At 63.9% G+C, this 14,508-nt stretch carries 11 protein-coding genes; 5 read left to right on the top strand and 6 right to left on the bottom strand.

What is annotated here, in order from left to right; genetic code table 11:
* Nucleotides 1-369 precede the first annotated feature (369 nt).
* Together J7J50_RS13175 and J7J50_RS13170 are read left to right on the top strand one after the other, a co-directional pair.
* Nucleotides 370-3,813 (top strand): AAA domain-containing protein, encoded by a 3,444-nt coding sequence (locus J7J50_RS13175; RefSeq protein ID WP_215058572.1) that lies wholly within the window; start codon nt 370-372, stop codon nt 3,811-3,813.
* A complete protein-coding gene (locus tag J7J50_RS13170) occupies nt 3,806-5,215 on the top strand; it encodes a phospholipase D-like domain-containing protein (RefSeq protein WP_215058571.1) in 1,410 nt (469 codons plus the stop codon). Before J7J50_RS13175 ends, J7J50_RS13170 begins: the two co-directional genes overlap by 8 nt.
* Before the next feature lie 374 nt (nt 5,216-5,589).
* Here the strand turns inward: J7J50_RS13170 and J7J50_RS13165 are convergent, their stop codons facing one another.
* The 6 genes from J7J50_RS13165 to J7J50_RS13140 form a co-directional block, all read right to left on the bottom strand.
* Entirely contained in the window at nt 5,590-5,838 is a 249-nt protein-coding gene (locus J7J50_RS13165) for a hypothetical protein (protein WP_215058570.1), read from the bottom strand.
* Nucleotides 5,839-5,848: 10 nt separating this feature from the next.
* Complete coding sequence (locus J7J50_RS13160; RefSeq protein WP_215058569.1) at nt 5,849-6,421, bottom strand: hypothetical protein; 573 nt, start codon at nt 6,419-6,421, stop codon at nt 5,849-5,851.
* A 297-nt stretch (nt 6,422-6,718) separates the two neighbouring features.
* On the bottom strand, nt 6,719-7,360 hold the full coding sequence (locus tag J7J50_RS13155; RefSeq protein WP_215058568.1) for a DUF1080 domain-containing protein: 642 nt from the start codon (nt 7,358-7,360) through the stop codon (nt 6,719-6,721).
* Between the two features lie 65 nt (nt 7,361-7,425).
* A complete protein-coding gene (locus tag J7J50_RS13150) occupies nt 7,426-8,055 on the bottom strand; it encodes a gluconate 2-dehydrogenase subunit 3 family protein (protein ID WP_215058567.1) in 630 nt (209 codons plus the stop codon).
* Nucleotides 8,055-9,857: a GMC family oxidoreductase gene (locus J7J50_RS13145; RefSeq protein WP_215058566.1), complete on the bottom strand. Its 1,803-nt coding sequence runs from the start codon at nt 9,855-9,857 to the stop codon at nt 8,055-8,057. The genes J7J50_RS13150 and J7J50_RS13145 overlap by 1 nt, the downstream gene beginning before the upstream one ends.
* 17 nt (nt 9,858-9,874) lie before the next feature.
* Nucleotides 9,875-10,723 (bottom strand): sugar phosphate isomerase/epimerase, encoded by an 849-nt coding sequence (locus tag J7J50_RS13140; protein WP_215058565.1) that lies wholly within the window; start codon nt 10,721-10,723, stop codon nt 9,875-9,877.
* 257 nt (nt 10,724-10,980) lie between these two features.
* On the opposite strand from J7J50_RS13140, the gene J7J50_RS13135 reads away from it, so the two are divergent.
* The 3 genes from J7J50_RS13135 (at nt 10,981) to J7J50_RS13125 (ending at nt 14,467) form a co-directional block, all read left to right on the top strand.
* Nucleotides 10,981-12,666 carry a GMC family oxidoreductase gene (locus tag J7J50_RS13135; protein ID WP_215058564.1) on the top strand — a complete coding sequence of 562 codons (1,686 nt, stop codon included), beginning with the start codon at nt 10,981-10,983 and terminating at the stop codon, nt 12,664-12,666.
* Nucleotides 12,667-12,713: 47 nt separating this feature from the next.
* A complete protein-coding gene (locus J7J50_RS13130) occupies nt 12,714-13,310 on the top strand; it encodes a gluconate 2-dehydrogenase subunit 3 family protein (RefSeq protein ID WP_215058730.1) in 597 nt (198 codons plus the stop codon).
* A gap of 146 nt (nt 13,311-13,456) precedes the next feature.
* Complete coding sequence (locus tag J7J50_RS13125) at nt 13,457-14,467, top strand: SUMF1/EgtB/PvdO family nonheme iron enzyme (protein WP_215058563.1); 1,011 nt, start codon at nt 13,457-13,459, stop codon at nt 14,465-14,467.
* Nucleotides 14,468-14,508 lie beyond the last annotated feature (41 nt).

The following is a 14,508-nucleotide window of genomic DNA, read 5'->3' as shown; positions in this document are numbered from 1 at the left end:
TGCATGGGCACGCGGCAAGCCAGATTTCTTTACTTCGAAATGCAGTATTTCTGCCTCGGTGGTCCTAAATTCTCTGCAATGAACACCAGTTAGCCACAGTTGCTGAGACGCGGCGACGGGCCAGGCGGGCGCGGGCTCTGGCCCTACGTATACTTCGCATAATGTGTATTATGTTATGGCCTGGTGCGCCGCTGGCTCAGTCGGCTTTGGATGCCGCGCCCCAGCCATTACTCACCGAAACAGAGGAACTCACAAGCTCATCTTTATCGCTTTCCGGGTCGGCCAAGAGCCAGTGATCGGATAGCCGTCGCGCCTGCTCCCGTTCCTTCGTGTAGATTCGATTGCGGGACAGAGGGAGCGTCAACGCGCATGTCGCAACCAAGGATCTTTGCCGCCCGCTATGTGTTGCTGACCGAGCAGACCGAAGGCGGCACCGCAACACTGCACAAGGCCTTCGACCAGGAATCTCATGCGGTGGTGGCCTTGAAGGTCTTCACCGAGCACGGCCGCGACCCGGCGATCGTCAGTGAGATATGGCATCGCGAACACAGCGCGCTCGGCCAGTTGAGCCATGACTGCATCATACGGATGCTCGACGCCGGACGTTGTTCGCTCACGAATAAGCGCTACATAGCGCTCGAATGGATCGACGGACAGACCCTCGAACAGCATCTCGCCGCCGCCGGGCCGCTGGAGTGGCCGACGTTCTACGAGCGCTACGGCGAACCGATCCTCGCCGCCCTCACTTACGCTGCTGAACGCAACATCGCCCATCGCGACCTGTCGACCGGCAATGTCCTGATTGCGCCGACCGGCGCGGTTAAGATCATCGACTTCGGCCAAGCCAAGCTCGCCAGTGTCGGCATCGGCCGCACGCTCATGGGGTGGCGCACGGTACCGTACTGCCTGCCCGAAGAAGACACCGGCACCTACACCCTCACGCGCGACCCATATGCGTTCTGCGCGATTGCGGTGCGCGCGATGGCCGGCCACGCCCTGGCCAACCATGAAGAACTTTATGCCGCGTTGCCCGGGCTGGCGCTACCGCCAGGGGAACGCGCGGCCATCGTGCAGGCACTGAGTCGCACGCCCGGCGAACGCTTTGGCACGATCATCGAGTTTGCCGAGGCGTTGCGTGGTGTCGCCAGCGAAGCCCACGACCAGCCTGGTCGGTTGCGTATCGCACTGCGCTTCATCCCGAGCGTGACGGAGCAGCTACGCCCCCCCACCGATGCCGAAGGGAGTCCGCAGGAGCAGCTGCTGGCCGAGCTCAGCGAGGTCGCGGCTGTATCAGCCGTTGGCGCCGCCATCGACAGCACGATTGCGATGGAAACGCAGTCGTTCCGACTGGCCGCCTCGCTCGATCGCAGTCGTGAACACTTGGTGGTCACCAGTCTGGTGCGCAAGCGCTTCCGCCTGGACGCTTTGTTTCAATCGGACCGCTGGCTACTGCAGGCCGATTTCACCGATCAACTGCCGCGTCGTGCGACCGAGCAGCAGATCGCTCGGCGCGACCTGCAGGCGCTGTACGCCGGCCTCGACGCGCATTTGCACGAGGTCAGTCAGGCCCAGCGCCATGACCCCAACCACGCCTTAGCCGAATGGTCCAACCTGCTCGAGGCACTGCGTCACATCGCCCGCAATGGCGTACCGCCGCTGCGCTATAAGACCGTCGATCGCGACGGGGCCCGGCTGTTGGCGATCGTCGAGAACCCTGAGGACGCCGTCGAAGAGCAGTTGCGGGTCATCTCGGTCAGCGGCACTTGGGTGTTTCGTGGCGAAGTGGAGTCGGTGCGCGGCGCCCAGTGCGTGCTGCTGTCGACCCGCCCTCACATCGACCTGGAACGGATCCCCGGCAAGGGTACGCTCGATATTGACTGGGCTCAGACTCGGGTGGCGCTCGACCGGCAAGCGCGCGCACTGGACAAGTTTAAGGCCAACGAGACGCCCGGCTCGCGCCTGCGGGCCCTGCTCGTCAGCGCCGACAGCGGGCCCACAGAGCCCTCGTATGAACCAGTCGCGCGGTTCTTTGATCGCAGCCTCGACGATGCGAAGAAGGCGGTGGTGTCGCGCTTTGCGGCCGGTGCTGACCTGATCGTGACCCACGGACCACCCGGCACCGGCAAGACCAAACTGATCGTCGAGTTGATTCGACAGGAACTGGCGCGCAACCCCGATGCCAGGATCTTGCTTGCCTCGCAAACCCACGTTGCCCTCGACAACGCGTTGGAGCGTTTGCTTGGCGCCGATCGCGGCATCTCCTGTGTTCGCATCGGCAGCGGCTCCAAGGAGGCGGATCCGCGTGTGGAAGCGTGCTACCTCGATCAGCGCAGCCTCGCCCTGCGCGACCAGGTCACCGTGTCCTCGCAGCGCTTTTTGCAAGAGCGCGCGGCCGAGATGGGCATCGACCGCCACGAAGTCGAGCTGGGGCTCGCCGTCCTCGACCTGATCGGCGCGCGCGAGCAACTCGCGCGGGTACAAGCATCGTTGGCTAAACTGGAGGCGGAAGCGCAAGCCTTGGAAGCCGAAATTGCGGCCGAGTCGGCCTTGGCGACCCGCGAGCGCAGCGACAAGCTGCTGCGCGCTGGCGTGCTCGAAGACGAACTGGAACGGATCGGCGGCGATGACGTCGTCGCGCGCAGTACCGTCGAGGCCGCCCGGCAGAAGTTGCTGGCACTAGGCAAGGATGGCATACAGCTTGCCACCCATTCCGATGCGGAGCTGCGCGAGTGGTCGCAATTGCTGCTCGGCGACCCACAGCGCGAGGCGCTGGGGCAGCTGATGACGTTGTCCGAAGACTGGCGAATGCGCTTTGGCCAATCCGAGGATTTCAAGGCCGCGATCATCTCTTTTTCCTCCGTCGTCGCCGGGACATGCGTTGGGTTCTGCCGCGAGGAGGCCGCGTTGCGCACGGTGTTCGACCTGTGCATCGTCGACGAGGCAGGCAAGGCCACCACCACCGAACTGTTGGTGCCGCTGGCGCAGTCGCGACGCGCCGTCCTGCTCGGTGACCACCACCAACTGCCGGCGGTGCTTGACCAAGCTCTCCAGTCCGAGGAACTGCAGGAGCGGTTTGGGCTGAGCCAGCAGCAACTCGATGAGCAGTTGTTCGAACGCCTGACGAAGGACCTTGGCGATGGTTGCAAGGCGGTTTTGACCGAGCAGCACCGAATGCGCGGCGAAATTGGCCGTCTGGTCAGTAGGTGTTTCTATGACGACAACCTGAGCGAAGGGGCGTCCACGGCCGACCGCGACATCGCGGACTTGTCGGTCGCCGGACTGGACCGCGAAGTGACCTGGCTCGATCCGTACGCAGGCGCAAATAAGGCCTACGAGGAACGCGCACGTGGCACCAGTTATGAGAATGCCCGCGAGGCCCAGGCTATCGTCGCGCTATTGAAGCGTCTGCTGTTCGCTCTGGAACGCAGCGGGCGTCCGTCTACTGCCTGGCCGACCATCGGCATCATTTCCGGCTACGCCCCACAAGTGACGCTCATCCGCACCGAGATTCGCAAGGAGCGAGACCTCGACCGCTTGATCATCGACTGTGCGTCGGTGCATGCGTTTCAAGGACGCGAAGTGGACATCTGTATTTATTCGGTCACACGCAAGAACAACCGCAGTCAGATCGGTATGCTCTCCGACTGGCGCCATCTAAATGTTGCCTTGTCGCGCGCCCGCGATTTCCTGGTGATCGTGGGCGATCTTGAGTTCTGCCGCACCGTGCGGGGGAAGAATCCATTTGCCCGCCTCATAAAGTTCGTCGAGGAGGAGTCGGTCGAGTGTGTGATCAAGGAGTGGGATCATGAGTGATCTGGAGGGCATCGCCCAGCGGCTAGATCGGCGCGACGGCTACCGCCTCATTTCCTACCGTGAGGTCGGCCTGCCAGTGTTTCGGGTCAATTGCGCCGTCACCCTGCAGGAGGCGAGCCAGTTGGGGGCGATCGAGGAATTCATGCTCAAGGCGATTGCACGCGGCGTTGATTCGATCAATGACCTGGAGCGCTTTCTTGGCTTACCCCCAAAAGTCGTTACCTCCCAACTCGGACAACTCGCGTTCGAAAACGCAGTGGCGACGAGGGGGGGCGAGCCGGTTCGCTATGCACTAACCGCCGAAGGGGCCCGCCGGCTGGCTACAGCGGCCTCATTCGCGTTGGTGCGTCAGCGTATTCCGCTTTACGTCGACGGCATCACCCGCTACCTGGTCGCGCTAGACCACCGCGAGCTGTGGACCAGCAAGCAACTCGAACCTGTTGGCGTGTTGCCCCCTGTGGCGCGACGCACGCCTCGCGCGGCTGATATCGATCTGGCCCAGGTCAACCGCGTGACCGCTCTGATGGCCAAAGTTGGCAGCCCCACGCAGCGCGCCGTGCGCCTGGATGCGGTGGTCGGCAAACCGACTCTGCTGTTTCGCCGCGCTATGGCCGCCGGGTTCAAGTCACACGACGGTCGCCGGATCTCGATCGCATTCGCAATCGACGGCCGCCCGTCCGTCGAACACGAGATCGCTTACGAGCGCAGCGGCGTAGCGCACAAGTCCCCGTTATTTGCTACGTTGTTCGATGCTGACAAACGCCGCCGCGAAGTCCAGGCGGTGGCGCGTGAATTGCGTCGAGACATCCACGTCGTCGAGGACGCGACCCAAGCATCAGACGACCGGCGCCCGCTCCTCACGCTGGCCGGTGCGGACGCCATTAGCGTGACATCGGCCAAAGTGCGGGTTCTGGGTGTGTATGATCATCCGCCATTGCTTCGCGATGCGCTGGAACGTGCCCAGGCCCGGCTGTTGATCGTTTCGCCGTGGATTCGCGCCGCCGTGGTCGACAAGGCCTTCATCAAGCGCCTGACGACCTGCTTGGATCGCGGCGTGGAAGTTACCGTGGCATATGGTATTGGCCGCGACGATCCGGGCGAGCGCGACCCGGATCGGCAGGCGCGTGAGTCACTGGAAGCCCTGGCGACAGCCTTCGACAATTTCCACTTGGTACGCAAGGGCAACACCCACGCCAAAGTGCTGTTGGTCGATGACGTGTACTTCGTCACGACCAGTTTCAACTGGCTGTCGTTTCGCGGCGACCCTAACCAGCCGATGCGCGAGGAAGAAGGCACCCTGGTCGAGGAGACCTCGGCAGTCAATGCATACTATGCGTCCTTGATAGCAAGGCTGCCGCGTGATCCGCTGGTGTCTATACTGCATCAAGTGCCGAGTGAATGAGCGACAACCTACGCGGACTCGTCAGCTGCCGCATACGAATGTCCGCAGTGGGTCTTGAGCAGCTATCCCCCGCCCTCGATAACCATCCCTAACCGCCCGGCTCCTCATGAAAGTCGCTATTTTCGCGCATGCCTCGGTGCGGATCGCTCTATCAAGTCCTGTTGGGGACTGATGCGCGGTCACGTCCCGAAACATGAGCCTGATGCATGAGCGGCTACCTGAGCACCTATATCTACCTACGGCGAGCTACAAGCGGTTTCGAGATACGGATTGGAATATGATTTTTCCTGGGCGAGAACCTGGCCGCAATCGCCGCTGCCAGATTCTGAGTTCATTACATGCCTCAGACGCGCCAGCGCCACTGGACATCTCCCTCACCGATAAATGAGCGCCACGGCTCCGTTCTCTTGATGATCGGGGCCGAAGTCCGTCATCGCTCCAACGACCTTTCTGTCATCGGTCAAGAGAAAGTCATCCAGAGGACCGTGATTGCGATCGTCCGTTCCGGGAGCCACGCCTCTAAGCACGCTGTAGAACTGGCAGTAGATGGGATGCGGGTCGTTGCCTTTCTTCCGCCGCGCTCGCACGTCGATCCAAAAGCCCTGCAACTCATGGACGCTCACGCCGCCAAATTCAGTGAAGCCTATGCAGTAGTAATTCTTTTTTGTCGAGCGGATTCATGATCGGCTTGGCGGCAGGGATCGTGAGCGACAGCGGCAGCAAGCTGGGCTGACCGTTCTCGCCGAAAGGGATGTGGCCGAGTTCGAGGTCGGTGTCCGCGGCATTGAACACCAAGCCCTGCAGATGCAGCTTGATGTCGAACAATCCCAAAAAATCCATTATCAACGTGTAAAAGCTGATGCCGATTCCTATCTCCGTGCTCAGCGCCCCGACGATACCCTCGATCATGTCGAGGATTATGCTGTTATCCGCGCCAGGGTCCGGCGGGATATCGGGAAGCGTGAAGTCCCGGGTGGAAATGATCCCTGTCGTGTTTTGGTAGGTCTGCAGCAGCTCGGTCAGGTTCGCGCCCGGCTTGAGCCCGTCCTTGAACGCCTTATTGGCTGTGTTCAACATGGTGACAAATGTCTTCACCGCGGCAGGTGCGGTGCGATGATTCTCCAAACCTTTGATCAGTGCCTGGTAAGTGCTGCTGTCCTGGGTGATCCAAGAGACGTGCGAGTAGTGGCAACCGGGATAGTCCATGGCCTGTTCCGTTCCCCTTGAGTGAAGGCAGATGCGACGCCTTCGGACTAACGCGTTGAAGCAGGGCGAACGGCCATCGCGGACGCATAACGAAAAGCCCCCGACTCGGGGGCTTGTTCACTGCACGCATCAATAAGGTTCAAGCGAACTCAAGCCGCCCCACTCGACTGGGCGGCTTCTTGCAATCGAAACTGAGCAAGTGCGTCCGGTGCCGCGCCGATATGGGCTGATTTGCCGCCACCCTGCCCCTTTATCACAGCGAGTGGATCAAGCCCTCGCGCAATCCGCCACCGTCGCTCAGGGCAACACGCGCACCTTGATGTTGCGATAGTGCACTTCGCTGCCCGGATCGTGCGCCTGTAGCGCGAAGGTGCCCGAGGACAGCACCCTGCCCTGCATGTCGGCTGGTCGATCCGGCCGCTTCGGCTGCGTGTAGTCGATGATCGGCTTGTCGTCGACGAAGGTGCGGATGCGGCGGCCCTCGACGCGTATGCGCAGGGTGAACCAGACATCGTCCTTGGCCGGCGCCTGAAAGTTGTCCTTGACTGCATACAGGCCGGCGGTGCGTTTGGGATCGGTGTGGCTGTTGTTGACCTGTACTTCATAGCCTTTGGCCGGCCAACCCTCCTCCTGCCAGGCGGTGTGGAAGTAGACGCCGGAATTGGCGCGGGGCTTGGTCATGACGTCGAGCTGCAGTTCGAAGTCGCGGAAATCGTGACGCTCCACCTCGCCGACGTAGTAAAGATGTGAACGCGGGCCGCGCACCACGATCTCGCCGTCGCGCACGCTGAAGGAACCCGGCGCCTCGCTGGCGCGCCAGCCGTCCAGCGTCTTGCCGTCGAACAACGACTGCCAGTCGCGACGCGCCGGTTCCGCGGCATGCGCGCCGGCGACACTGGCCAATACCAGCACGCTGGCGGCGAGCAAACGAATGTACATGCGGTGTGTCCTCCAGGCAGACCGGCGCGCGGCCGGCGGGAAATCGCGACGTATGATCGGCGCCATCAGCCCACTCCCACGAGTTTGAGCACTTCCGGCGGCGGGCCTTCGAAGCTGGCCATCGGCACGTTGCCGACGTAACCCAGGTAGTTCCGCCCTTGCGGCGATGTGCAGAACCCGCCGATGGTCAGATCGCGATAACGGGCGAAGAACCGCGCGGCTTGCTTGAACTCGGCGCGTGCGCGGGGCAGATAACAGATGTCGTCGCAGATCGCGGTGCGCTGGCTCTCGACCGATTCGCCGAAGCTGCGCGAAAAGCGCTGCTCCGCCTGCTCGTCCAGCCAGTCGAATCCGGCCAGGATCAATTTGCGATCCTTGACCTGCCGCGGATACGGCGCGCTGACCCATTCATTGATGAAATCGACCACGCCGACCGCGACCGCGCCCGGCGCATCGGGTTCGTCCGGAACGATCAGGCTGCACAGCGCGGTGGCGATGCGCCGCTGGCGTTCGTCCAGTGTCAGCGGCCAGACCGAACCGGGGCCGTAAGTCTTGAGCAGATCCGGATCGGTGCCGTAGCCCACGCCCGACGGCAGCCTGGGCGGCGGCAGATCGGAACTGCAGCCGGCCAGCTGCAACAGCGGCAGCGCGCTGGCCGCGCTCAACATCCACTTCAGCGACGTGCGGCGGTCCATCAGAGCTCCTTGCGGCGCATGCGCGCCAGGATGTGGTCGCAGGCGCGCCAGGCCAGCGCCATGATGGTCAGCGTCGGGTTCTTGTCGGCATTGGACGCGAACACGGCGCCGTCGGTGATGTAGAGATTGTCCACGTCCCAGGTCCGGCACCAGCGATCGGTGACGGAGGTTTTCGGATCATTGCCCATGATCGCGCCACCCAGTTCGTGGATGATCGAACCGCCGGGGGCGATGGCCTTGGCGCCGTCGGTCTCGACCTTGCCCTGCACGCGTCCGCCCATCGCGGTGATGATGTCGGCGAAGGTGCGTTGCATGTGCGCGGCCTGGCGGTTCTCGTGTTCGGACCACTGCCAGTGGAAGCGCAGCACCGGGATGCCCCACTTGTCCTTCACTTGCGGATCGATCTCGCAGTACGAATTTTCGTTCGGAATCATCTCGCCGCGGCCGGCGAAGCCGACGAAGGAACCGTAGTAGCGGCGTACGTCCTGCTTGAACTTCAGTCCGTAGCTGCCGCCGGTGAGCCATTCGAGCTTGGCGCCGGTGCCCGGGCCGGGCATGCGCCGGCCGCCGCCGAACTCGATGTGATAACCGCGAGCGAAACCCAGCTTGCCGGCCAGTTGCTCCTTGTAGAGCCACCACGGCGTGTACATGTGGCCGCCGTCGGCGCCATCCTCGTTGTGCAGCGGCAGGTTCTCCAGGATCGGAACCTGCCCGACCAGGTCGGCGCCGACGGTATCCATCACGTAACGGCCGACCTTGCCGCTGGAATTGGCCAGGCCATCGGGAAACGAAGTGGATTTGGAATTGAGCAGAATCCGCGCCGATTCGCAGGCGCTGGCGGCCAGCACCACCACGCGCCCGGAGGCGGCGAATTCCTTGCCGCTGGTCTTGTCGATGAAGCGCACGCCGTCGGCCTTGCCGTTCGCGCCCAGCACGACTTCGCGCACCATGGCGTTGCAGACGATGTCGAGCCGGCCGGTCGCCAGCGCCGGCGGCAGGTGCACGGTGGTCGACTGGTAGTTGGCGCCGGTCGAGCAGCCGCGGCCGCAGGGCGTCGCCCACCAGCAGGCGGCGCGGCGCAGCATCGCCTCGCGCAAAATCCGCTGCGCCTCGGGGTTGCCCGGATGCAGCTTCGCCGGCAGGTTGTCCGCATCCAGGCGCCGCGTCAGCACCGCGCGATGCCCGGCGATCACCGGAACACCCAGGCGCCCGGCGCGCTGCTGCACCAGCAGATCGCTGACCCTGGGCTTGGGCGGCGGCAGCAATACGCCGGCAGGCGAATCGGGCGTGTTCTCCAGGCCGTCGTTGTCGCCGTACACGCCGATCAGCATCTCGACCTTGTCGTAATACGGCGCCACATCGGCGTAATCGATCGGCCAGTCGAAGCCCAGGCCGTCGCGGCTGTAGGGCTTGAAGTCGTAAGGCCCGTTGCGCAGCGAGATCCGCCCCCAGTGATTGGTGCGGCCGCCGAGCATGCGGGCGCGCCACCAGTCGAACCGGCCGGCATCGTCGCGCCGCGTGTTGACGTAGGGCTCGCCTGGCACCTGCCAGCCGCCGTCGACGGTGGCGTCAAAAAAGCCGAAGGCCTTTTCCGGCGTGTCGACGCCGCCCAGCGGCGCCTGGTCCGGAGTCTGGAACATCGGGGTTTCGGTCGCCGGCGTGTAGTTGCGCCCGGCTTCGAGCATCAACACCTTGGCGCCGTCCATGCACAGCGTGTACGCGCTCTGCCCTCCGGCGGCACCGGAGCCCACCACGATCACGTCATAGGTTTGTTTGATGGCGCTTGCGGTCAGGAAAGGCACGGTATGACCTCAGCGCGTCACGCTTTCAGATGGCTCAGGTAATCGAAACTGAGCTTCGCGCTTTCCAGCGCGGGCCGTTCGAAATTCTCCTGCTCGACGAAGCAATGGCGGATGCGCTGCGGGTCCATGGCGGCGAACAGCTTCGGCCAGTCCACGCGGCCTTTGCCGACCTCGGTGGTCTGGGCGTCGACGCGATCGACCAGCGTCTTCGCGGCCTTGCGCACGTCCTTGATGTGCAGCGCCGAAATACGATCGGCATGACGGGTGAGCAACTTCAGCGGATCGGCGCCGGCGGTGACGACCCAGCCGATGTCGAGCTCCATCGTCACCAGCTTCGGATCGGTCAGCCGCAGCAGTTCGTCGTAGGCCACCACGCCGTCGAACGAGCGGAATTCCATATTGTGGTTGTGATAGCCGCAGGTGATGCCCGCCTTGCGGGTGAGCTCGCCTATGCGGTTGAGCTGCTCGGCGTTCCATTTCCAGTCGTCCAGCGTCATGCCGGCGGCGAGCGCATTGCCGTCCTTGAAGCGCGCATCGGCGGTCGAGGGAAACGAGATCATGATGTAGCGCGCGCCGACGGCCTGCGCGAAGTCGATGCGCTGCTGCAGATCCGTCTGTGCGTCGGTCATGCCGCAGTGCATGCTGGGCGCGGTCAGGCCGTTGTCGCGAAGCATCGTCCGCACCTCGGCGGCGGGCGCCTTGGGTATCCCTGCGAACTCGACCTCGCCGTATCCGATCGCGGCGACCGCCTTCAAGGCCGCCGGCAGGTCCTTCGCGACGTCGTCGCGGATCGTCCACAACTGCAGTCCGACCGGCTTGCCCAGCGGCCCGGTGCGCGGTTTCGCGGCGAAGGCATTCGGGGACATCATCGCCACAAGCGCAAGCGAACCGTTTTGGAGAAAGGCACGTCGAGTCAGCATGGTGTTCTGCCTATGTCAGAAAATGTCAGGGCCGGAATTCAAAAAAATCCAAAAAATGTCAGGACTGGAATTCAACAAGCGATGCTGCATTGCGACAACGTGTAGGCATCACCTGTCGATCGTGACACGCCTTGTGACAGGCGTTTCGATGCTACCTACTTTTCGCGGTAGAGTCCTGGTCGAGCCAGCGGGGGAAGCGTGGTATGCCAGCCGAGAACAATTTCTTTGACGCAATCGTGGTCGGAACCGGGATCAGCGGTGGATGGGCCGCGAAGGAGCTCACCGAGAAGGGATTGAAAACCCTGGTGCTCGATCGCGGGCGCATGGTGAAGCACGGCGAGTACCCTACCGCGCTCGAACAGATCTGGGAGCTGCCCTATGCCGGCCGCCCCACGCAGGACGATCTCCAGCACCAGATGGTTACGCAACGCGCCGGCGTGCTGACGCAGGCGAACAAGCACTGGTTCGTCAACGACACCGACTATCCCTACATCGAGAAGAAGCCTTTCGGCTGGGTGCGCGGCTATCACGTCGGCGGCCGTTCCATCATGTGGGGCCGGCAGTCGTATCGCTGGAGTCCGATGGACTTCGAGGCGAACGCGAAGGAAGACATCGCCGTCGACTGGCCGATCCGCTACGAAGACCTAGCGCCGTGGTACGACCGCGCGGAGAGTTTCATCGGCGTGAGCGGCCAGGCCGAAGGCTACGCGCAACTGCCGGACGGCAAGTTCCTGCCGCCCATGGCCTTGAACTGCGTCGAGATGCATCTGAAGGAGGCGATCGCGAGCAAGATGGGGCGCGCGATGACCATCGGCCGGACCGCGAATCTCACCGCTCCCCTCGCCCACAGCCCGCAGCGCGGCACCTGCCAGTATCGCAACCTGTGCGTTCGCGGCTGTCCGTTCGGGGCTTACTTCAGCAGCAACTCCAGCACGCTGCCGGCGGCGGAGAAAACCGGAAACATGACGCTGCGGCCCAATTCGATCGTCTATGAGCTTATCCATGACGCGAAGAACGACCGCGCCAGCGGCGTGCGCGTGCTCGATGCGGAAACCAACCAGCAGATGGAATTCCACGCCAAGGTGATCTTCCTGTGCGCGTCGACGTTCGGCTCCACCTCGATCCTGATGAACTCGGTCTCCAGCCGTTTTCCGGAAGGGTTCGGCAACGACAGCGGCGAGCTGGGCTGCAACATCATGGATCATCACCTGGGCATCGGCGCCACCGCGCAGGTCGAAGGCTTCGACGATCAGTACTACAGCGGCCAGCGTCCCAACGGCATCTACATCCCGCGCTTCGTCAACATCGGCAAGGACAAGCGCTCGTACCTGCGCGGCTTCGGGTACCAGGGCGGCGCGGGACGATCGGGATGGACCCGGCTCATGGAAGATCCCACGCTGGGCGCGGACCTGAAGACCAAGGCCGCGCAGCCCGGGCCGTGGGGCATGCGGCTGGTCGGTTTCGGCGAAACTCTTCCGTATCACGACAATCGCGTCGTCTTCGATCGCACGCGCAAGGACAAGCACGGGCTTCCGGTGCTGGAATTCGATGCCGGAATGCGCGAGAACGAAACCAGGATGCGCAAGGACATGGCGGCGGAAGCCGCGACCATGCTGGACGCGGCGGGATTCAAGAACGTGCGCGAGTACGACAACGCCGACGATCTGGGCATGGGCATCCATGAGATGGGCACCGCGCGCATGGGCCGTGATCCGAAAACCTCCGTGCTCAATGCCTGGAACCAGGTGCATGCCTGCAAGAACGTCTATGTCACCGACGGTTCCTGCATGACCTCCTCGGCCTGCCAGAACCCCTCGCTCACCTACATGGCGTTGACCTCGCGCGCCGCCGATCACGCCGTGCAGGAACTCAAGCGGATGAACCTATGACGACCGACCTCAACCGCCGCGAGGCGATACGCCGCGTGGCCTTGCTGATGGGCGGCGCGGTTTCGGCGCCGGCCATTCTGGGCGTGCTCGCCGGCTGCTCGGCCGAGCCGGGCACGTCCGCCGAGCCGGGCAAGAATGCCGAATGGAAGCCGATCTTCCTGACCCAGGCGCAGGCCGCGCTGGTGGCGGAAGTCGCCGAGATCATGATCCCGCGCACCGACACGCCGGGCGCGAAGGATGTCGGCATTGCGGCCTTCATCGACAAGATGTTGAAGGATGTCTACCCGAAGGAGGATCAGGCGCGCTTCGTCGCCGGACTTGCGGACTTCGAAACCCAGGCCAAGCGCGAACATGGGCGCGGCTTTCTCGAACTGGAACCGGCGCTGCGCGCGGCGGCGGTGAAACAGGTGCACGATCCGGCCGTCAAGGCGGAGGATGAGTCCACCCTGCCCCGCGCCCAACGGCATCGCCCTTTCATCCTCATCATGAAAGAGCTGACCTTGCTCGGTTACTTCACCTCCGAACCCGGCGCCACACAGGTGTTGCAGTACCGCCCGATTCCGGGCGCGTATCACGCCTGCGTGCCGCTGGCGCAGGCGGGCAATGGCAAGACCTGGGCCACGGAGACGAGCCGCGCGTTCTGATCCGCGATCCGCTCGCTCGCCGCAGCCAAACAACTGCGCGCGGCGGCGACCCGGACGAGCGACCGCGACGATGATGCAGTGCAAATTGACATCCTCGTACCCCTGGGGCAAGTTCAGTTTAGATCGATCTAAATCAATGGATGCACATGCGTCGACTTACGATTTCGACGGCGGCCGCGCTGGGCCTTGCCGCACTCGTGCCATCTCTGCTGCCGATCGGCGCGCCGGCCTTCGCCAAAGGCCCGCCGGCCGATTTCAAGGCGTATACCGAGTCGCTGGCGGGCACCGGCATCGGCTTCGACATGCTGCCGATACCCGCCGGCCGTTACCGCATGGGCAGCCCTGCGTCGGAATCCGGACGCGAGCCCGATGAGGGCCCGCAGGCCGACGTCGCGGTCGGCGCGTTCTGGATGAGCAAGTACGAAGTCACCTGGGACGAGTACGACCAATTCCGCAAGCTCGCGCCGAAGCTGAGCAAAGGCGCCGACGCGCCCGCCGATGCGGTGACCGGGCCGACGCCGCCGTATGCCGACGAATCCTGGGGATTCGGCAAAGGCCGCCAGCCCGCCATCGGCATGACCTGGCATGCGGCCACCGAGTATTGCCGCTGGCTGTCGGCGAAGACCGGGCATCGCTATCGCCTGCCGACCGAGGCCGAATGGGAATACGCGGCCCGCGCCGGCACCGCCTCGCCGTGGTCGTCGGGCGCGGACGCCGCATCGCTCGACGCGAGCGCGTGGCATGCCGGCAACGCCAACAGCGCGCCGCATCGCGTCGGCGGCAAGAAACCGAACGCGTTCGGCTTGTACGACATGCACGGCAATGTCGCCGAATGGACGCTCGACCGCTACGACCCCAAACGCTACGCCGCGCTGAAAGGCCCGGCCGCCAAGGACCCGGTCGCCCTGCCCGGCGCGGCGCGCTATCCGCACGTGGTTCGCGGCGGTTCCTTCGAAGACGATGCCGCCCACGTCCGCAGCGCCGCGCGTCGCGCCTCCAAACCGGCCTGGAGCCGCCGCGATCCGCAGGAACCGCAGAGCGTGTGGTGGCATACCGACGCCAGCTTCGTGGGTTTCCGCGTGGTGCGGGCGGTGGATGAGGCGCCGGCGTTGAAGCAGTTCAAATCGAAGGTGACGCGCGCCAGTCCCAATCAATAGCGCGGCAAACACACGCAGCGGGCCGCTCGGCGCTTATCGCG

Origin of the sequence: Lysobacter sp. ISL-50 (assembly GCF_018612875.1) — a bacterium.
Lineage (GTDB): Bacteria > Pseudomonadota > Gammaproteobacteria > Xanthomonadales > Xanthomonadaceae > Lysobacter.
The sequence above is the reverse complement of the archived record's forward strand: the minus strand, read 5'-3'. Positions and strand labels throughout refer to the sequence as shown.

Coding starts and splice junctions, on each gene's coding strand:
- J7J50_RS13160 (WP_215058569.1), bottom strand. CDS start 6,421: ATGGACTATCCCGGTTGCCACTACTCGCACGTCTCTTGGATCACCCAG.
- J7J50_RS13150 (WP_215058567.1), bottom strand. CDS start 8,055: ATGGACCGCCGCACGTCGCTGAAGTGGATGTTGAGCGCGGCCAGCGCG.
- J7J50_RS13155 (WP_215058568.1), bottom strand. CDS start 7,360: ATGTACATTCGTTTGCTCGCCGCCAGCGTGCTGGTATTGGCCAGTGTC.
- J7J50_RS13140 (WP_215058565.1), bottom strand. CDS start 10,723: ATGTCCCCGAATGCCTTCGCCGCGAAACCGCGCACCGGGCCGCTGGGC.
- J7J50_RS13135 (WP_215058564.1), top strand. CDS start 10,981: ATGCCAGCCGAGAACAATTTCTTTGACGCAATCGTGGTCGGAACCGGG.
- J7J50_RS13130 (WP_215058730.1), top strand. CDS start 12,714: ATGGGCGGCGCGGTTTCGGCGCCGGCCATTCTGGGCGTGCTCGCCGGC.
- J7J50_RS13175 (WP_215058572.1), top strand. CDS start 370: ATGTCGCAACCAAGGATCTTTGCCGCCCGCTATGTGTTGCTGACCGAG.
- J7J50_RS13125 (WP_215058563.1), top strand. CDS start 13,457: ATGCGTCGACTTACGATTTCGACGGCGGCCGCGCTGGGCCTTGCCGCA.
- J7J50_RS13170 (WP_215058571.1), top strand. CDS start 3,806: ATGAGTGATCTGGAGGGCATCGCCCAGCGGCTAGATCGGCGCGACGGC.